Here is a 20837-nt window from a genome sequence, read left to right as displayed (position 1 = left end):
GACCCACTGCATCGTCATGTATCTACAGCTCGACTTTTGAAGCAAGCTCAGCAAACACCTTGACAGGGCTAGCCACGGCAGTACAGTCACTACTGCTTTGGTCAACTGGAATTTCAATCCAGAATTCAGCCCCTCGACCGGGTTCAGAAAAGCATTCGAGGGAGCCACCATGTTTAGCAACTACAATTTGATAGCTAATTGACAGTCCTAATCCAGTCCCTTGACCAATAGGTTTTGTGGTGAAGAAGGGGTCAAACAACTGTTGTCTAACCTGTTGTGTCATCCCAGAACCGTTGTCTTGAATTTGAATTACCACTCTTTTAGAATGACTAGGCTGAGTATTGTTAGTCAATAACTTAGTCCGAATTGTGATGCAACTGGGATTATTGAGTGCGTCTTTCACAGAACGCTGAGCGTTGTAGTGATCTAAAGCATCAAGCGCGTTTGCCAGAATATTCATAAATACCTGGTTCAACTGGCCTGCATAGCACTCTACCCTTGGTAAATCGCCGTATTCTTTGATAACTTCAATGGCAGGACAATCGGGTTTTGCTTTCAGCCGATTTTGCAAAATCATGAGTGTGCTGTCAATTCCCTCATGGATGTCAACAGGCTTCATTTCTGCTTCATCCAGTCGCGAGAAGTTTCGCAGGGATAGGACAATTTGACGAATGCGCTCTGCCCCTACTTTCATTGAACTCAGTATCTTGGGCAAGTCTTCAATCAGGAAGTCCAAGTCGATTTCTGTAATCTTCTCCTCAATTTGGCGGTTGGTCGCTGGATAGGTCTGTTGATAAAGCTCCACTAAGTCCAGTAAATTCCCCGTATACTCAGCAGTGTGGATCAGATTGCCGTAGATGAAGTTCACTGGATTGTTGATTTCATGAGCCACTCCAGCCACCAGTTGCCCCAACCCTGACATTTTCTCAGTTTGAATTAATTGGGTTTGCGTGCGTTGCAGTTGCTCTAGGGTGGCAGAGAGATGTTGATTTTTCTTGTGCAATTCCTGAGTTCGCTGCTCAACTCGCTTTTCCAGCGTATGGTTTGCTTTCTCCAGTTGCACTTTTGCCACAGCAAGCTTGTTGTATAGCATTGCATTTTGCAGCGAGATCGCTGCCTGCGCCGTGAGCAACCGCAGAACTTCCAGACAGTTACGAGTGAAAGCGGCGATCGTCAAATTATTTTCCAGATACACCATGCCAATCAACTTGCCGCGATTACAGATTGGCATACACAGCAAGCTTTTGGGCTGTTGTAGAATCATGTAGGGATCATCGGCAAAGGTCGTTTCCAGTCGGGCATCATCCAGCACTAAAGGCTCGGCAGTGCGGGAAACATAGTTGACAACGGAGTGGGGAATGTCGCGGCTCGATCGCAGGGGTCGCGAGCGCAAGCCAAACGCCGAATTTTCACCGAGTTGGGAGCGCTGGGCCCCCACTTCTAACGGAGTTTCGAGATCAACATTGGTCGCGGTTTGGGCCGCAATCACCCAATTTTCCTCATGTCGCAGCAGCAGTACACATTTTTCGGCTCCGGCATTTTCAACCACTACCTGCATCAACGTTGACAGTAGCTTCTCCAACTCAATTTCTCCCGCCAGCGCATGAGATGCTTTGATCACCGTTGCCAAATCTAGAGCTTCGGAAATGCTGGAACTGTTACGTCCCGCCCCGGTGGTGGTGGAGCGAACGGCCCGGATGGGAGAGCTTGCGTCCTCGCCCTGTACGATCGGAGCCAAGAGTTGGGGATAGCGGTGTTCCAGGTCATCTAGCTTCGCCTTCGCACCCCAGCGTCCGTAGGCATAATAGCCATTCGTCAGGTAAACCTGAGCGATCGCTTCTTTACCCCAGTCTAGATAAAATCGAGCTGCAAGTTCGTTGGCAAGGGCTTCTTCTTGCGTGTATTCGTTGGCTTTGGCGGCCGCGATCGCGCGATCGTAGTGATCGAGCGCGACCGCCGTTTGACCCAACACCCGACACAGTTCCGCTGCCACCAACTCAAATTTATGCAGATAATTCATGGGCGCATGACTGGCCCAGGTTTGCATTTTTTGCTGGTTCTCAGTCACTCGTTGCAGCAATTCTGCCTGTTCAAACGGTGTAGCAGTAGGATAGGCAGCCAGCGCAGTGAGCGAATCATAAAACTGAAAGACCGGAATCGTGGCGTATCCGGTGCCGGCTCCTAGATACTGTCTGGCTTGAGTAGCAGTTGCGATCGCCAAAGACAGATCCCCAAACAAATAGCAGAGAATTAGTTTATGAACGTAGAAATAGTGCAGTCCTGTAAATTCATTTGCAGCAATTAGCTGAGGTAATAATTCTTCCTCGTTCAATGCTTGACCAGTCAGAACACAAGCATTCTCAGCCTTGCCTAGTAAGTTAAGAACCGCTTGATGATAGATCCGGCAGTAGTTGAGGGTGGTAGTTTGTTGGAAATTCTCCAGGACAAGACTATAAGCCTGCATATCTTCCTCTAGCCGAGGCAGTTCCCGCCCCAGGAAATAGGAATACTGACAAATATCTTTCGCATTGAAGCCGAGGTAGTAGATATTTCCCGTGTCGAGCGCAATTTTATAGCCTTCCAACATCAACTGCACAGCATTCTGGAGATGAGATTTCAGATAGATGATGAAAGCACCCACGACATATAAAACCGTGGGCTTGATGACGTTGATATTCAACTTGGCATTCAACCCTAATGCCAATTTGCCCACCCGATCGGCCACTTCAACGTCTTGCAAAATCCCGTTTAGAAGAATTCCGTAGCAGGCATAGCAGAACGCAGAAAAGGGTGCATTACCATACTGAATCGAGGCTTTCACCTGCGATAAAATGAGCAACGGAAACAGATTTGGGGCGGCAATATAAACAGCGGGAGCCACACTGGCCACAATTTGAACAACTGCCAGTTTGTCTGCCGCCGTCATCATCGGCAAATCGACCAGTTCTTCTGGATTACGCCCGCCCAGCAGAACAGCCGTTTCTTGGAGGGCTGCCTGAATGTCAGCCGGGGTGGGTTCAAGAGGAAAAACGAGGCCGAACTGTGCCATCGCTTGCCGAGCGATCGCGATCGCAGCTAGCACATTATTTTGGGCTGTATAGGCCTGAATTTTGATGTCGTAAATGCCCACGCGATCGAGCAAAGTGTTGGCTTGTTGCATCACGGCCTCACCCAGTTGCTCCATCTGCTCATAGGCTCCGCAGAGATAAGCCGCTTCAGCCGCTGACTCATGCAGAGACAGGGTTAACCCATACTGACGATGCCAGCAGTCCAATCGCAGCAAGCGGATTCCCCTGGTCAAATACTCAATAGCAGCTTTGTATGCGGTAGAAGCGAGGGCTTTTCGTCCTGCGATCAGGTTGAGTTGAGCGAGTTGCTCCCGTAGCGAAGCAACTAGCAAGCCATCGTCCTGCGATCGCATCAACTCGATACCGATATTAAGGTGATTCACAATCTCAAAAACGTTGGCTTCTCGCTCGGCTTCTGGCACATTGTTTAACAGCCGTTGCCCGATTTTGAGATGAGTCGCCTGTTTGTCATCGTCTGGAATCAACGAGTAGGCTGCTTGTTGGACGCGATCGTGAAGAAAGTTGTAGGAGGCGATCGGTTTTTCCTGAGCGCTAGGGATGGGTGCATTTTCTGTCACAAGTGTCCAACCATCGGCCGGGAATAATTTGTATCCTTCGCCGTTGGGCAAAATCACTCCTTCTTTGAGGGCTTGCCACAAAGCAGCAGCCGTCTCTGTGGGAGATTGCTCATACACGATCGCCAACGTTTCCAGGTCAAACTGGTTGCCAATGCAAGCCGCCAGTTTCAAGACATTTTGGGTTTCCAGCGACAACTTCTGCAATTGCTTGGCCACAAATTCCACCACATCCTCAATCAGGCTCATAGCGCGGATTGGGGCGATGTCATAATGCCAACCGCTCACCGATGTATCAAATACAATCAGTCCATCGTCATAAAGCGATTTAATAAATTGATTGCTGAAAAAAGGATTGCCCTGGGTCTTTTGATGCACCAACTTGGTCAAGGAAATTGCTTGCTCTGGTGAGGCACTTAGAGTATCGGCAATCAAGTAATTCAGGTGGATGGGGGTCAAGGGAGCTAGAGCAATTTTATTGACCGTGACCGATGCCTGCAGCAGTTCTTCGATCATCTGCATTAACGGATGCGCGGGCGAAACTTCGTTATCCCGATACGCACCCACGAGCAGCAAATAGTGGCTTTTTGCTTCGCTCATCAGCAGTTGCATCAGCTTGAGCGAGGCGGAGTCTGCCCATTGCAGGTCATCGAGAAAAACCACTAGGGGATGATCTTGCGTGGTGAAAACCTGGATGAACTTTTGGAACAACAGATTAAAGCGATTTTGGGCTGCACTGCCGGACAGTTCCGACGCAGGAGACTGTTCGCCAATGATTCGTTGGAGTTCTGGAATTACTTCGACGATCACCTGGCTATTCTCGCCCAGTGCAGCTAGAATGTTGGTCTTCCATAGATCGATCTGGGCATCGCTCTCGGTCAGCAGTTGCCCCATCAAGTCGCGGAACGCCTGCACCAACGCCGAGAAGGGGATGTTGCGTTGGAATTGATCGAACTTGCCTTTGATGAAGTACCCGTGTTGGCGCACGATCAGCTTGTGCACTTCGTGGACGACGGCCGTTTTGCCCACGCCGGAAAAGCCTGCCACCAGCATCAGTTCGGTGGCACCCTGCTGCACCCGCTCAAAGGCTTCCAGCAGCATGGTCACTTCCGCTTCCCGACCATACAGCTTTTCAGGAATCACGAAGCGATCGCAAGTATCCCGGTGTCCCAGCTTAAACGGCACAATCATGGCCGTTGCGTTCCATTGATGCAAACAGGTTTCCAGGTCGTGCTTCAGTCCCCAGGCGGTCTGATAGCGATCTTCGGCATTCTTCGCCATCAGTTTACTCACCACCTCCGAGAGGAGCGGCGGCACGGCAGGATTCAGGTTATGGACGGCGGAGGCTTGTTTGGCGATGTGGCAATGTACCAGTTGGAGAGCATCGTCCGATTGAAACGGCAACTGACCAGTGAGCAATTCGTAGAAGGTGATGCCTAGCGAATAGAAGTCGGTGCGGTAGTCAATGCCCCGGTTCATCCGGCCGGTTTGTTCAGGGGATAAATACTCCAGCGTCCCTTCCAGCACTGAAGGATTAATCAAAAGTTGCGTTTCTCTAGGCAGCAGGGAAGCGATGCTAAAGTCAATCAGCTTAATCTGCTTGGTGGTGGGATGAATCAGAATATTGGCAGGCTTGATATCTTTATGAATAATGCGATGACAGTAGAGATTATTGAGCGATTGGGCGAGGGCGATCGCAATCTGCAAAAATTCGGTGAGAAACAGTGGCTCGTAGCGAGGAGCCTTATGAAGTGAGGTGTTCACTTCAGATTGCTGGCCCCAAAGCGCTGTATACTCCTTGAGTGAAATTCCTCCGAAGTCCTCCATAATTAGAGCAAGCTGATTTTGGTAGGTCTCCAGACTATAGAAACGGACAACATCAGCCATGTTCAAATTTTGGGCGATCGCATATTGGTTCTTGAATTGTGCTAATTCAACCAGACTGGGATAAGCCGTTTTTAGAAGTTTGATCACAACGGGGGTTTGATCCCACTCTCGCCAGCCCCGGTAAACCACCGTTCTGGAACTGGTGTAAATCGTTTCATGAATTCGATACCCTGGAATTCCAATCAAGCTCTTTAGCATAAACCCTGTTCAAAACAATGGATTCATCATTATATCCACTCTCACGGTTACTTTCACACTACACTCATATTTTTTTTCAGCATAAACCGATCGAATAGATAGAGCAGAAGCCATTTGTAAATATAAACGTAATACTACTGAAAAACGATGGTAAAACAGAAGCGTTATCCCCTCTACCATCGCTACAAGAACTGACAAATGACAATAAATTAGACGACGCTCAGCGCTGGCTCTGAAAGAGCCGCCTTGCCAAACGGATTTTCGTAGGAATGAGTTTTAATGTAAACCAAAAATTCATTGACCAGTTCTGCAAAATAGTCAAAGGCGACATCAATCAACTCCATCGCTTGTTGGCGAATCTCCTCTGAGATTTCAATGTCTCTGATGGCTTGCAAAGAGGCTGGAGTATGGAGCGTGTGGGTATTTTCAATGTGATTGTGACACATACCAAAATAGCGGAACTCATGCCCGGTCATGGCTTGCAGTTGCATTGCCACTGGATTGGTTGCCCGGAAAAAAACATTGGCTGTAACTTCAGAAACCTCGATCGCCACCAGCTTCATGATCGGATCGGCTTGGTAGGTGTAGCGTTCAAACAGAGGAAGCATGGAGCGAGATACCTTGGTGTGCTCACTCCAAATAAATCGTACAACGTCGCTGAAAGGCATGGAATAATTCATGCCCATCTTCTCCATGTCTTCCAGCAGCCATTGCCAGTGAAAATGTTCTTCATAAGTGTGCCGATTCACCATTTCTTGAATCTTGTTTGTCGTGGGTTCCTGTCGCAAAACCCGCTTGCACAACTCGCTGAACTCCAGCGCCAGTGGGGTAATCACTGGCGCAAATGCTAGTTTTTGGCGAGGCTCAACACTTTCATCTTTCATATAGTCGAAAAACGGCAACTGAGCAAACTCCTGATTCTTTTTCTCTATTATATCTAGAAGTGTTTTCATCTCAATTTTTCTCAAGTAATGGGCAACAATTTAGGAGTTGAATTTAGCTAGACCCGAATTCCACCTCTTCCAAGGAATTTGAAGTAGGGGCTTATTCATAACAGGGAATTCCTTAAAATTTCCTCACATTAAGGGCAATCAGTCAAATAAAATCAGACTGATGCGGTCACAACTTGGAGTCCCTACGAATGAGTGAAGGCACGAAGGCATGAAGGCACTTTCATTACTTCAAGCAAATTCTAACTTAAAATTTTTGTTAGAGCCATCGGCAAAACTACTGTTTAGCCAACTGTCCAAACTGCTCATTCAATACTGAGTATTTCCCAGTATTCAGTAATTATACGGAGGCTACTGATTGCTTTCTATCTATCAGAAGCACTTTGAAACTTAGAGGTTATCGGTAAAATTTGACTCTCTAATTTATATAATTCAGTTTCTGTCTAGGTGTCGTACTGCCTAAATTTGTTAGCCTAACTAAGTAAATCTACGATTCTGTAGATTTACTGACACGGACTAATCTGATAGGAGGACAGAGACTGTTATCCTAGAGCAGACTCAACAAAAAAAGTCTGGGTCATGTCAGGTATTATAGTAAAATATAGAGTCTTAAAGGTCGTAGAGGAAATGCCACCAGAGATTACTTTTGAGGAAGTTATGAAGAGGGTTTACTTCCTTGACAAAGTTGACCGAGGTTTGAAGCAAGTTGAAGTCGGTGATATTATTTCCGGCGAAGCAGCGAAAAAAGTGGCTCAGAAGGTGGGACGAGTAAATTTGACTAATTAGCCTTTAGCGGATATCGAAGCGATCGCTACATGGTGCAGGGCTATTTTATTCTAAATAGTTCTTTGGCGTTGCTTAATCAGGGTATGAAATAAATAATTGAAAAATCCAGAAGCTTTGTAGACGCTGGTTTTTATGAATTGCATATTTAGCCTTTCATACCGTAAATCAGCAACGCCTTATTTTGAACGCAATAATACCAGAAACAAAAAACCTGGTGAAGAATGCTTAAATTTTACTTTTTTAGAAGCCTTTTCTAACTAAGGAACAAATGTCACAGTACAGGTGCGAGATGTAAGATGGACAATAAAACCCCTATAAACCCATGTTGACTCACGCCACAGCTCTGACCCCGCTAGAACTGAAGTCGGCGATCGCCCGCGAGCCATTAATTGTCTCGCCCGATACAACAGTAAGGTCAGCGATCGCCCTAATGAGCGGGGTGCGATCGCTCTGTGCTGCCAATAAAACAGCGGATAGTCAACTGGATGAACTCCACGAAAAGGTACGGTCAAGCTGCGTGTTGGTAGTAGAAAACGAGCGGTTGCTAGGTATTTTGACCGAACGGGACGTAGTACGCCTGATTGCCCAGCAGCAGCCCCTCGATCGCCTAGTCATGCAGCAGGTGATGGCACATCCCGCTGTCACTTTGCGCGAGTCAGACTTCACCGATTTGTTTTTTGCGATTAATCTGCTCCAGCAGCACCAGATTCGCCATTTGCCGATCCTGGATGAACACGATCGCCTCGTGGGGCTTGTTACCCATGAAAGTCTGCGCCAAATCTCCCGACCGATCGATCTGTTGCGGTTGCGTATGGTCGCGGAGGTGATGACCAGTGAGGTGATTGTTGCTACACCCGATTGTCACCTGCGGGCGATCGCCCAACAGATGGCAAACCACCACATCAGTTCCGTCATCATTGTAGAACAGGGTAGCAGCTCCACAGAACCCCTGCAAATTCCCCTGGGGATTGTCACCGAGCGGGACATGGTGCAGTTTCAAGCCTTGGGATTGAACCTGGACAACTGCACAGCACAGGCGGTGATGAGTACACCGATTTGTGCAGTCAAGCCTGATGATTCGCTCTGGAATGTGCAGCAGATTATGGATCAGCGCTTGATCCGTCGGTTGGCGGTGACCGGGGAGCAGGGAGAACTATTGGGCATTGTCACCCAAACCAGTTTGCTACAGGCCCTTAACCCCCTAGAACTATACAAACTGGTGGAGGTTTTAGACTCCCAGGTGGTGCGCCTAGAGGCGGAAAAGGTGGCACTACTAGAAAATCGCAACGTTGAGCTAGAGCAACAGGTTCAAGCCCGCACAGTTGCTCTAGAAACAAAAGCAAAGCAAGAGCGACTCCTAAACACGATCGCCGATCGCATCCGATCGTCCCTGAATTTGGAAGACATCCTCGACACCACAGTGCGAGAAATTCGATCGCTCCTTGGGTGCGATCGCGTGATCATTTACCAGTTTCGTCCTGACTTTAGCGGCACGGTGATCGCCGAAGCGATTACCGGTACTGGGCGATCGGTATTGAATACCGAAGCACACGATCCTTGTATTAGCGCAGAATGGCTAGAACCTTATCGCAATGGTAAAATTCGCATCATAAATGACATCTACAACGAAGCGATGACCCAGTGCCATCAGGAACTCTTAGTGGGGTTTGAGATTCGCGCCAAACTGATGGTACCGATCGTAGTCGAGGAGCAATTGTGGGGTCTAATGCTCGCCAGTTATCGAGCCGTGCCGCACACTTGGACAACCGATGAGATCGAACTCATAAGGCAAGTATCCCTGCAAGTGGCGAGCGCCCTCCAACAAGCCATCACCCACCAACGGTTACAAAAGGAACTGACTAAACGACGGAAAGTTGAAGTCCTATTGGTAGAGAGTGAAGAACGCTACGCCACCCTAGTGACAGCAGCTCCCGTGGGGATTTTTCGCACCGATCTTGCGGGTAAGTTGACCTATATCAACGATCGCTACTGTCAGATCAGCGGACTCACCCCAACAACCGCCATTGGGAAGGGATGGCAACAAGGGCTACATCCCGACGAGCGCGACTGGGTTACTGCTGAATGGGAGCAATCTGTCTCCGAAAATCATCCCTTCCAGCTAGAATATCGCTTTCAACGTCCCGATGGTAAAGTGACGTGGGTATGTGGGCAGTCTGTTTCTGAACTGGATGCAGATGGGCAAGTAGTCGGCTATGTAGGCACGGTGACAGATATTAGCGATCACAAGCGAACTGAAACCCAATTGCTAGAGAGCGAAGGACGCTACGCCACCCTAGTTGAAGCGTCTCCAGTGGGGATTTTTCGCACCGATGCTGTCGGTAACTGCATTTATGTTAACGATCGCTGGTGTCAAATTAGCGGAATCACCCCAACAACCGCCTTCGGAGACGGATGGCGAGAAGGGCTACATTCTGACGATCGCGTCGCGCTCCCCACCGAATGGCAGCAATCTATGGAAGAAAATCGTCCCTTCCAACTAGAATACCGCTTTCAACGTCCCGACGGTGGAGTGACGTGGGTCTATGGGCAGTCTGTTGCCGAACTGGATGCAGAGGGGCAAGTAGTCGGTTATGTAGGCACGGTGACAGATATTAGCGATCGCAAACAAGCCGAACAACAACTCCAGCAACTCAATCAAGAACTAGAAGCCAAAATCGTAGAACGCACCCAAGAGCTTTGGCAAGTCAACAGCCTACAACGCGCTATCCTCAATGGTGCTGATTACTCGATCATCTCCACTGACCCAACTGGCATCATCCAAACCTTTAATGCCGCAGCCGAAGAGATGCTGGGTTATAGTGCCGCAGAAATTGTAGGCATTGTCACACCTGCACTCATTCATGATGCCAGGGAGGTAATTGACCGAGCAGCCTCCCTCTGTGCCGAACTGGGGCAATATGTGCCTCCCGGCTTTGAGGTTCTTGTTGCCAAAGCACGCCAAGGCATTGTCAGCGAAGAAGAGTGGAGCTATATCCGCAAAGATGGCTCTCGCTTTCCTGTGTTGCTATCCATCACCCCCCTCAAGGATGTCAATCAGCAAATTATGGGCTTTTTAGGGATCGCCAAAGATATTACTGAGCGCAAACGAGCTGAAGCCGAACTACAAAAACTATCAGATCGACTCGCCTTGTCCCTCAAATCTGGGGCGATCGGTTCTTGGGAATGGGACATTGAACAGAACACCATCCTTGGGGATGAGCGGATATACGAACTGTTTGGCTTCACGAAACAATCTGATTCCCCTATAGCCTACGACACTTGGGCAAACGGGCTACATCCCGATGACCGTACCTCCACCGAAACATTGCTCCACCAAGCCGTCTTGGGACAGGCAGAATACGATACCGAGTATCGGGTGTTGCATCCCGATGGTAGCGTCCACTTTATTAAAGCCAATGGAGTGGTGGTGCGAGATGCCCAGGGCAATCCCCAGAGCATGATTGGGATCAACTTTGATATTAGCGATCGCAAACAGGCTGAAGCCGAACGACAGCAGTTAATTCAAGAACTCTCCGCTTTCAAACTCGCCCTCGATCATTCCGCCATTGTCGCCATCACTGATGCTCAAGGGGTCATTAACTACGCTAACGATCGCTTCTGCGACATTTCTGGCTACTCCCGCGATGAACTCATCGGTCAAACCCATCGCATTGTCAACTCTGGCTACCATCTCCCCGCTTTTTTCCAAGAGCTGTGGCGCACCACTTCTAGTGGTCAGATTTGGCGCGGTGAAATTTGCAATCGGACGAAGAATGGTAGCCTGTACTGGCTTGCCAGCACCATCGTCCCCTTTCTGGACGAACAAAGGCAGCCTTTCCAGTATCTAGCAATTCGCTTCGACATTACCGCCCGCAAATTGGCTCAAGCAACTCTCCAGCAGGAAAATACTTTCCGTCAACAAATTGTAGAAAACATGGCAGAAGGTTTGTGTGTTTTTCATGAAGTTGAGGAGTTTCCTTTTATCCGCTTCACAGTCTGGAATCGGCAAATGCAAGCGATTACAGGCTACACCTTAGAAGATATTAACCGTCTGGGGTGGTATCAAAGTTTATACCCAGATCCAAGGGATCGAGAACAAGCGATCGCCCGTTTGGGACAGATGTGGCAAGGGGAAAATCAGATCGCTCAAGAAAGGGAAATCCAGCGTCAAGATGGGCACAAACGAACTGTCACCATTTCTACCTCTGTCCTATCAAGCCATGACGGACTGACACACTTACTAATCTTGATTCAAGACATTACCGAGCGCAAAGAAACTGAGCAGGCGATGACGCAGCAACTAGCGGCAATTGAGGCGGCGATCGATGGCATTGCAATTATGCAAGGAGACACCTACCTCTACTTGAATCAAGCTCATTTAGAACTATTTGGTTACGAATACCCTGAAGAATTGGTAGGCAAAAACTGGAGTGGTTTGTATTCCCTAGAGGAGTTAGAACGGTTTGAGCAGGAAGTTTTTCCAGTGCTGGGGCGCGATCGCGCTTGGGAGGGAGAAGCAATCGCTACCCGTAAAGATGGCTCGACTTTTAGTGAAGGTCTATCTCTGACTCTTACAGAAGATGGATTGTTGATTTGTGTATGCCGCGATATTAGCGATCGCAAACAAACCGAATTGAGATTGCAACAACAGGCAAAACAGGAACGTTTGCTGGGAGCGATTACTCAACGGGTGCGATCGTCTCTGAATCTAGACGAAGTTCTCAATACCACTGTTGAGGAAATCCGTCAGGTCTTACAATCAGACCGAGCGCTGGTTTATCGGGTTTTCCCTGGAGGAACGGGGGCTGCCATTGCTGAATCTGTGTTGCCAAAATGGCCCAAAATTCTGGATATCCTTTTTCCTCAAGAGGTTTTCCCAGAAGAGAATTATGAGCGCTATATCCAAGGAAGAGTGTATGCCCTCTGCGATCGCGAAGATGAAAACCAGCCAGTTTTACCCTGTCTGATTCAATTCCTCTCAAAAATTCAGGTGAGAGCTAAACTCGTAGTTCCAATTGTTCAGAATCACACACTCTGGGGATTGCTAATTGTCCATCAATGCGATCTTCCACGCCAGTGGGAAGACTGGGAAATCAATTTACTCAAACAAACTGCCAACCAGTTAGCGATCGCCATTCAGCAAGCTAATCTCTACGAACAGGTGCAATCGGAACTGGTCATCCGCAAGCAAACAGAAGAGGCGATCGCTTTACAACTGCAACGGCAGCGAACTTTGGGAGTGATCGTCCAGCAAATTCGCCAATCATTGGATATTAACCAAATTTTGGTGACTGTGACGCAGCAAGTCAAAGAAATTTTGCGAGGCGATCGCGTCATCGTGTTCCGGCTATTTGGCAATGGCAAAAGCCAAATTGTTAAGGAATCGGTATCTAGTCAGTTCCCCGCTCTCAAGGATCGTCAGTGGGATAATGAAGTTTGGTCTCAAGAAATCTTACAATACTATTGGCAGGGTAAGCCGCGCATTGTCCCTGATGTGATGACTGACATATCGAGTGATTGTTTAGTAGAATACTGCATTGAAGGTCAAATTCAGTCCAAAATCGTTGCGCCTATCCTGCAAGAAGTGCGAGGCAGCGAAAACGATAGATGGGTTGCCCCAGACCAAAGCAATAAGCTCTGGGGGGTTTTAGTCATCCATGCCTGTCGAGAAAAACGAGTATGGCAAGAGTCTGAAGCGCAACTACTGCAACAAATTGCTAATCAGTTGGCGATCGCCATTCAGCAAGCCCACCTCTTTGAGCAGTTGCAGCAAGAACTCACTGAACGACAACAAGCGCAGCAGCAAGTCACTGAGCGCAATCAACAATTGGCAGTTTCTAACGAGGAACTTGCCCGTGCTACCCGCCTTAAAGACGAATTTCTCGCCAACATGAGTCACGAACTCCGCACCCCCCTTAATGCCATTCTGGGTATGACTGAGGGGCTACAAGAGGCAGTCTTTGGCATAGTTAACGAAGCACAAATTAAGGCTTTACAAACCATCGAGCGCAGTGGCTTTCACTTACTAGAATTAATCAACGACATTTTGGATGTGGCTAAAATTGAATCCGGTCAAATGGAGTTGGATTTTACACCAGTTTCAATCAATCGTCTGTGTCAATCTAGTCTGGCATTTATCAAACAACAAGCCATGCAAAAACGCCTCCAGCTAGAGATTAAAATTCCCTTAAATTTGCCAGACTTCTTAATTGATGAACGGCGCATCCGCCAAGTCTTGATCAATCTGCTTAACAATGCTGTCAAATTCACCCCAGAAGGGGGACGCATTACCCTAGAAGTCACTCGTCACAAGCGGGCAACGGTTCTAGTCCCGCACGATCTCCAAGGGGACACCAAGGTGATGTTATACCAGACTCCCTTCGAGCAGGAACTAGCTCTCAAACCCCAGGAAGAGGGGTTAGAACTCAAAGACTATCTAAGAATTGCTGTCATCGATACAGGCATCGGTATTGCCCCAGAAAATATTAACAAATTGTTTCAGCCTTTTATCCAAATCGATAGTGCCTTAAATCGTCAATATGCGGGTACTGGCTTGGGTTTAGCCTTAGTGAAACGCATTGTCGAACTTCATGGCGGACAAGTGGGGTTAACGAGTCAAGTAGGATTAGGAAGTTGTTTCACGATTGACCTTCCCGGCGTTGCTCGTGAACTATCTTCTCCTAACCTATCTTCTCCTAACTTATCTGCTTCTAATTTGAAATCCCAGGCGGAGTCTCCCATCGAGTTTTTTCAACCAGAAAAGGAAGCATCTCCTTTAATTTTGTTGGCAGAAGACAACGAAGCTAATATTAGTACGGTTACGAGCTATCTGAAAGCTAAAGGCTATCGTATTGTTTTGGCTAAGAATGGAGAAGAGGCGATCGCGCTAGCCAAGTCTGAAAACCCCAATATAATTTTGATGGATATTCAAATGCCGGGGCTGGATGGATTAGAAGCTATGGAGCACATTCGCCGTGATCCAAACTTAGTCAATGTGCCGATTATTGCCCTAACTGCTTTAGCTATGACTGGCGATCGCGATCGTTGTCTTGCCGCTGGAGCTAATGATTATCTTACGAAACCTGTTAAGTTGAAGCAATTAGTATCCTCTATTCAACAACTTTTAGCTCCCTAAACAAAGGTATTTGGTTCTCAATAGGGGTTTTCTTGCTAGGGCGTGTTTTCAAACTATAAATTTGGTGTAGGGGTTCAGCATTCGGACGATAAATTCCCCCTAAAAAACAGTGTTTTAGTCCCGAATACTTTGCCATTCGAGGGTTTGAAAACTTTTTTCTACCAATTCCTAAAACTATAATTTGTAGAACGAGCGCGAGCTTAAATTATATATGGGTAAGATAAATATCACTTGTTTGCGGCGATCGCCCACCTACTATCCTAAGTTTGATATAGCAATCCGATCTGAGTCTCAAGATATAACGACCTCTTATATTATTAGACTCTTTGTATAGCAAGGGTTTCAAGTTTTGTATACCTAGAAAATCAATGAGGATTGCTAGAGTTATAATAATAATAATAATAATAATATAAAAGAGTGCATACAATATCTTCAGACCCTTCATTACGTACATTGGTTTTATGAATACCCCTTCTATTTTAGTCGTTGACGACGAACCCGATAACTTTGACGTGATTGAAACCCTTTTGCCCAATCTTGGCTACAAGTTATACTACGCTTCCAATGGTCAAGATGCGATCGCTTCCTTAGACCTTTTTAAGCCAGATGTGATTTTGCTCGATGTAATGATGCCAGGGATAGACGGCATAGAAGTCTGTAAACGCATTAAAGCTATGCCGCAATGGGAATCAGTGCCTATAATTATGGTGACAGCCTTGACAACCAAAACGGATCTCGCCAGATGTTTCGCGGCAGGGGCGGATGACTTTATCAGCAAACCTATCAATCACTTAGAATTAAAAGCAAGGGTGCGATCGATGTTACGCATTCATGGGCAATATCAGCAATTAGTAAGCTTCAATGCTCAATTAGAAGCAACGGTGCAACAACGAACCGCCCAATTGGAAACCATGATTCTTCAGGATGCACTCACAGCATTACCCAGTCGAACTTTCTTGCTTCAAAAATTGGCTGAGATTTTACAAGCTGGGGAATTATCATTTGCGGTGGTTTATCTAGACTGCGATCAGTTTAAATTGGTTAATGGTTCCTTTGGTTATGCCGTCGGCAATCAATTGCTACTCGCCATGACAGAACGGTTACAGCATCATCTACGCCCTGGCGATGTGTTAGCACGTATGGGTGAGGATGAGTTTTGCTTTTTGCTTTATAACATTGATGGTGCGGTCGATCTTGAACTATTTATTGAAGCTGTTTTACGGGGATTTGACGCATCGTTTCTAGTTGCAGATTGTGAAATCTTTATGACTGCTTGTATGGGCATTGCTCTAGGTAGTAGTGTTTATAAACAACCGGAAGAACCCTTACAAGATGCCGATACAGCAATGTATAAAGCTAAACTTTCTGGGAAAGGCTGCTATCAAATTTTTGATTGTCAGATGTCTTTGGCAATGCTAAACCGGCTGACCTTGGAAAATGATTTACAGCGAGCACTGGAACATCAAGAGTTTGTCATCTACTACCAGCCAATTGTCAATCTACAAACCCAAAAAATGGTCGGATTTGAAGCACTGGTACGCTGGCAAAATCCCGTTCGGGGTATGGTTTTACCAGGAGAATTTATCCCCTGCATGGAGCAAACAGGGCTGATTGTGCCAGTAGGAATGGTAGTGTTGAAGCAGGCGTGTCAGCAACTTCGGATATGGGAGCAACGGGGCTGGACAGAGTTAACAATGAGCGTTAACCTCTCTGTGCGACAATTTTCTTCCCCAACCCTTTTGGCTGATGTCGATCGGGTGTTGGCAGAAACTGCGGTTAATCCTGCTAACATCAAACTGGAAATTACCGAAAGCGCGATTATAGAAAATGCTCAGATGGCGATCGCGCTAACTGAACAATTGCGTTCGCGCCAAATTCAGATCAGCATTGATGATTTCGGCACGGGATATTCTTCCCTGGGTTATCTGCACCGTTTTCCAGTGGATAACCTCAAAATCGATCGCTCTTTTGTCAATCAGCTCCAAGCTGAAAATCGCAACTATCAAGTTGTGAACACTATTATTACTCTGAGTAATCAACTCGAACTTACCGTCATTGCCGAAGGAATTGAAACAACTCAGCAACTTCAGTGGCTCCAACAACTCGGTTGTGAATTTGGACAGGGTTATTTATTTTCTAAACCCCTCCCAGCGACTGAAATTGAAAGGATTTATCTTACCAATTAATATAAAAAGTGTTGCCCACCTGCTTCAGTCAATTAATTCAATATATAGCAACCGCTGTCGTCGTTTACGACAGATACGACCCCTCTTCCCTCCAACCCTAGCCCGTATAGCCTGTTTTCAGTAGTAGGGGCGAAGCCTGCGGGCGATCGCTTACCGCTAAAAACGAATGTTTTGTGTCCACAGGCTTCGCCCTCCCAGGGTTGGAAAACACACCCTAGTCATAAATGGAGAGGAGGCCATCACTCTAGTCTAGTCTGAAAACCCCAATCTGATGCTGATTAACATTCAAATCCCTGTATGAATTGACGAGAAGCCATGCAGCAGATCTGCCGCGATTCAAACTTAGTTGATGTACCCATCATTGCTCTCACCACCCTAGTCATGACAAGCGAGCGCGATCGTTGCCTTGCCCTTGGAGCCAACGATTACCTTAGCAAATCTGTCAACTTAAAGCAATTGACAACTATTATTAACTTTTAGCTCCCCAATCAAGATCACCATGAAAACACCATCCATTTTAATCATTGATGATGAGCCAGATAATTTTGATGTGATTGAAACCCTGTTATCCGAGCAGGATTATCAATTGCATTATGCTGCCAATGGTCAAGAGGCGATCGCTACCCTCGACACCTTCAATCCCGATCTAATTTTGCTAGATGTGATGATGCCAGGAATAGATGGCATCGAAGTTTGTCGGCAAATCAAAGCTATCTCAAAATGGCAAGCAATTCCCATCATTATGGTCACGGCATTAAGCTCAAAATCAGACCTTGCTCATTGTCTAACCGCCGGCGCCGACGACTTCATTAGTAAACCCGTAAATGGAATTGAATTGCGTGCTCGCGTCAATTCAATGCTCAGAATCAAGCAACAGTATGACAATATCCAGAACTTGTCCCACATCCAAGAAAATACTATCAATATCTTAGAAAGTACCCTCAATGAACTGCGTGGCAACTTAGCTTCTAGTCTATCCCATGAATTGAATACGCCCCTCAATGGCATATTAGGTACTATCGGATTGCTTAAGGAGGATTTTGAAGAGATGGATCTCGCCGAAATCAATGAGATGTTAGGCTGGCTCGATCAATCTGCCCGTCGCTTAGAAAATTTAACGAAAAAATTCCTCATTTATTTAGAATTAGAATTATCCGCCAATCGGCAACACAAGCTTCAATCCGCCCCTACTCAATTCTCAACTTCTGCCATTGAAACTGCGTTGAAATCCCATGCTCAGAGCTTCAACCGTAGCAACGACCTCATATTTGCACTTGAGGAAGTGGTACTGTCTCTACCAGAGCGATATCTATCAATAATTCTGCATGAATTAGTTGATAATGCACTGAAATTTTCCCCACCAGATACAACAATTAAAGTTAGTGGTCAAGTTGTGGGGGAAATGCTGAATTTATCTGTACATGACTCAGGGCGGGGCATGACAGAAGAGCAAATTGCTAAAATCGGTGCCTTCATGCAGTTTGAGCGCAAGACCTATGAGCAACAGGGCATTGGTTTGGGCTTAAAAATTGTCAATAAAGTTGTCGAACTAGCCGGAGGTGAGTTCTCGATTACCAGTATTTATCAACAGGAAACAACGGTATATGTCACCCTGCCGATAGTTCCCAGTTAGCAGGGGTTTTGACAGGATTATTTCAAGATCGTAAAAGCTACAAAGTATCATAAAAAATGTCTTCCATCCTTGTTGTCGATGACGAACTAGATAGGGTTTGCTGAAAAAGCCTAAAACCCTTACATCAAAGGACTTGGGCTCGTTTTAGCGCTGAAAATGTGCAAAGATAGTAGCTAAAATGAGTCAAAAGCCCAGCACACCATCACTTTCGTAATGTACCGAAAAGTTGACCCAACCCCAAGCCCGCCGTCCAGCTTTGACCTGCCCTTCGAGGGGCAATTGTCAGAGGATAATCGTTGGGTAATCATGGCAAAACTAATTCCGTGGTCAGAATTTGAAGCAGAATATGCCCAAAATTTTACAGTTTCTACTGGAGCTCCAGCCAAATCATTTCGGGTGCATCTCACTTTGGCAAATACATCAAATTGAAAGTTGACCGTTGAGATAAGGGGCTTGCAATTAAATATCACCCCAGGTATGCTAGAAAGGTAGGAAACAAAAAATCTGACATAAGTGGTTGTGACCTCTGTGAGTGGGATGCGAGAAATGATATTGAGTGAGCCCGTTAAATCGACATTCAAGGATGCTGCCAAAAAACTGACGGGCTATCGCCGTCGAGACTTTATGGCAAAAGTAGCCGAAGACTACTTTAATAGTTCAGCCCGAAAAGTAGAAACATTTATGGGATGGAACCGAGACAGCGTTCAATTAGGCTTACATGAACGACGAACCGGGTTGATTTGTGTTGATAATTACCGAGCAAGAGGGCGACATAAAAGTGAAATATTGCTGCCCAACAAAGATGCCGATATTCGTTCTTTAGTAGATCCCGATTCCCAGACAGACCGGAAGTTTCAATCGACATTTTTGTATGCTCGGATCAGTGCCAAGGCGGTACTATCGGCATTAGTGAGTCAGAAGAACTACAACTGTGAGCAATTGCCTTCTCGTCAAACAATTGGCACGATTTTAAATCGGATGGGATATCGCCTAAAAAAACACAAAAAACCAAGCCCTTGAAAAAGATTCCCGAAACAGATGCCATTTTTGAGAATGTATCAAAGGAGAATCAAGCCTCCGATAAAGATGTTAAGTCTCTACGAATATCAATTGATACCAAAGCCAAAGTCAAAATTGGCAACCTCTCACGGGATGGTAAATCCCGAACCCTTGAACCGAAGTCGGCTGATGACCATGATACGGAGTGGCAAGCCGTATTAGTCCCCTTTGGCATTCTCAACAATAAAGAGTGACCAATTATCAATTTATATGGGACAGTCCGCTGAAACCACTGATTTTATCGTCGATTGTCTAACGGATTGGTGGCAAAATAACCAATCTGATTACACCGAACTGGAAGAATTGGTGATTGACCTTGATGGTGGTCCAGCAACTAGAAGCAATCGAACACAATTCATCAAACGTATCATTGAGTTATCTCAGAGAATTGGTTTAATAATCCGACTAATTTACTATCCACCTTATCACAGCAAGTATAATCCAATTGAACGCTGCTGGGCGGCACTTGAACATTATTGGAATGGTGCTATTTTAGATTCGGTTGAAACTGCCATATACTGGGCATCCAACATGACATGGAAAGGAATTCAGCCCATTTTACACTTAGTTGAAATCACTTATGAGAAAGGAGTAAAAGTCTTACCTGATGAGTTAAAACAGTATTTGCCTGAATGGCAACGTTCTGAAACTTTACCAAAATGGGATATCACGATTATCCCATTTTGACTGGTATTTTATTTGTCCGCGAGCCCCTAAGCACAGCGAAGAGAAAGGATAGAGGGAACGCTCTCAATCTTCCATTGCGCTCCTGATATTTTCACCCTAAACCCAATTCGTTTAATGATTGATTCAACTGTTCCAGAACCAATCGAACTTATGGATTCTTCTTTATAGTATTGGTAGTTGACTATTCGGCAGCGATGGGTCTCTAAATAGTTACAAAATGTTTTAAATTCTTTTTTTTTATTTCTTTAAATAGATTGATGACTTCATCTATTTTGCCTTGCCACAACATATTTTCTGCTAACTTTAAACGTTTTAGTGAACCTCCTATCTTGTAAAGATTTTCTTTTAGATGATACCAATCTAAGATTTCTTGTCTTTGTTCGGCATCTCCGATTTCTTGAAATATCTTCCAAATTCCGGCATGACCATCTCAAGCGCAATACATAGGATGTAGCAATTTTTGGCTGTTAGTCCAATCAATTAAATCTTGATTATTTTGAAAAAATGCTCCCGCATAAACGTTATCATGCGCAAACGGCTTTATAGTAGACCTCTTGCAAAAAAAATCTATGCTATAATAGAAAGTTTTCAATTTAATCCCCTAGAGCTAACTCATAATTATAAATTGCTGATAACAAATTACAACGCTTTGCATAACGGCGGCGACGATTCC

General features: G+C 46.0%; 8 protein-coding genes and 3 pseudogenes. 8 read left to right on the top strand and 3 right to left on the bottom strand.

The genetic code is table 11. The features are described 5' to 3' along the window. Positions 1–22 precede the first annotated feature (22 nt). A complete protein-coding gene (locus K4039_RS19440; protein WP_265237645.1) occupies positions 23–5728 on the bottom strand; it encodes an AAA family ATPase in 5706 nt (1901 codons plus the stop codon). Between the two features lie 209 nt (positions 5729–5937). Next, positions 5938–6681 (bottom strand): hypothetical protein, encoded by a 744-nt coding sequence (locus tag K4039_RS19435; RefSeq protein WP_265237643.1) that lies wholly within the window; start codon positions 6679–6681, stop codon positions 5938–5940. Positions 6682–7257: 576 nt separating this feature from the next. Here K4039_RS19435 and K4039_RS19430 point away from each other — a divergent pair. From K4039_RS19430 to K4039_RS19390, 8 genes and pseudogenes are all read left to right on the top strand, one after another. Beyond that, positions 7258–7464: a hypothetical protein gene (locus tag K4039_RS19430; RefSeq protein WP_265237641.1), complete on the top strand. Its 207-nt coding sequence runs from the start codon at positions 7258–7260 to the stop codon at positions 7462–7464. A 322-nt stretch (positions 7465–7786) separates the two neighbouring features. Continuing rightward, a complete protein-coding gene (locus K4039_RS19425; protein ID WP_265237639.1) occupies positions 7787–14599 on the top strand; it encodes a PAS domain S-box protein in 6813 nt (2270 codons plus the stop codon). A gap of 461 nt (positions 14600–15060) precedes the next feature. After that, complete coding sequence (locus K4039_RS19420; protein WP_265237638.1) at positions 15061–16785, top strand: EAL domain-containing protein; 1725 nt, start codon at positions 15061–15063, stop codon at positions 16783–16785. A 315-nt stretch (positions 16786–17100) separates the two neighbouring features. Then, positions 17101–17265, top strand: coding sequence for a response regulator (locus K4039_RS19415; protein ID WP_265237636.1), 165 nt, complete (start codon positions 17101–17103; stop codon positions 17263–17265). A 19-nt stretch (positions 17266–17284) separates the two neighbouring features. Beyond that, positions 17285–18418 carry a hybrid sensor histidine kinase/response regulator gene (locus tag K4039_RS19410; protein WP_265237614.1) on the top strand — a complete coding sequence of 378 codons (1134 nt, stop codon included), beginning with the start codon at positions 17285–17287 and terminating at the stop codon, positions 18416–18418. A gap of 213 nt (positions 18419–18631) precedes the next feature. Further along, positions 18632–18823, top strand: a pseudogene (locus K4039_RS19405) (IS5/IS1182 family transposase); the annotation flags it as partial. A gap of 132 nt (positions 18824–18955) precedes the next feature. Further along, positions 18956–19671, top strand: a pseudogene (locus K4039_RS29980) (hypothetical protein). After that, complete coding sequence (locus K4039_RS19390; protein ID WP_265237607.1) at positions 19646–20164, top strand: hypothetical protein; 519 nt, start codon at positions 19646–19648, stop codon at positions 20162–20164. The pseudogene K4039_RS29980 and the gene K4039_RS19390 overlap by 26 nt, the downstream one beginning before the upstream one ends. 26 nt (positions 20165–20190) lie before the next feature. Here the strand turns inward: K4039_RS19390 and K4039_RS19385 are convergent. Next, positions 20191–20709 (bottom strand): annotated as a pseudogene (locus tag K4039_RS19385) (ISKra4 family transposase); the annotation flags it as partial. Positions 20710–20837 lie beyond the last annotated feature (128 nt).

The sequence above is a fragment of the Lyngbya sp. CCAP 1446/10 genome (assembly GCF_026130175.1).
Lineage (GTDB): Bacteria > Cyanobacteriota > Cyanobacteriia > Cyanobacteriales > Microcoleaceae > Microcoleus.
This window is presented reverse-complemented; position numbering and strand designations above follow the sequence as displayed.

Bases quoted from the DNA above. Each gene is read 5' to 3' on its own strand.
- K4039_RS19430 (WP_265237641.1), top strand. From the start codon at position 7,258: ATGTCAGGTATTATAGTAAAATATAGAGTCTTAAAGGTCGTAGAGGAA.
- K4039_RS19420 (WP_265237638.1), top strand. From the start codon at position 15,061: ATGAATACCCCTTCTATTTTAGTCGTTGACGACGAACCCGATAACTTT.
- K4039_RS19415 (WP_265237636.1), top strand. From the start codon at position 17,101: ATGCAGCAGATCTGCCGCGATTCAAACTTAGTTGATGTACCCATCATT.
- K4039_RS19435 (WP_265237643.1), bottom strand. From the start codon at position 6,681: ATGAAAACACTTCTAGATATAATAGAGAAAAAGAATCAGGAGTTTGCT.
- K4039_RS19410 (WP_265237614.1), top strand. From the start codon at position 17,285: ATGAAAACACCATCCATTTTAATCATTGATGATGAGCCAGATAATTTT.
- K4039_RS19425 (WP_265237639.1), top strand. From the start codon at position 7,787: ATGTTGACTCACGCCACAGCTCTGACCCCGCTAGAACTGAAGTCGGCG.
- K4039_RS19440 (WP_265237645.1), bottom strand. From the start codon at position 5,728: ATGCTAAAGAGCTTGATTGGAATTCCAGGGTATCGAATTCATGAAACG.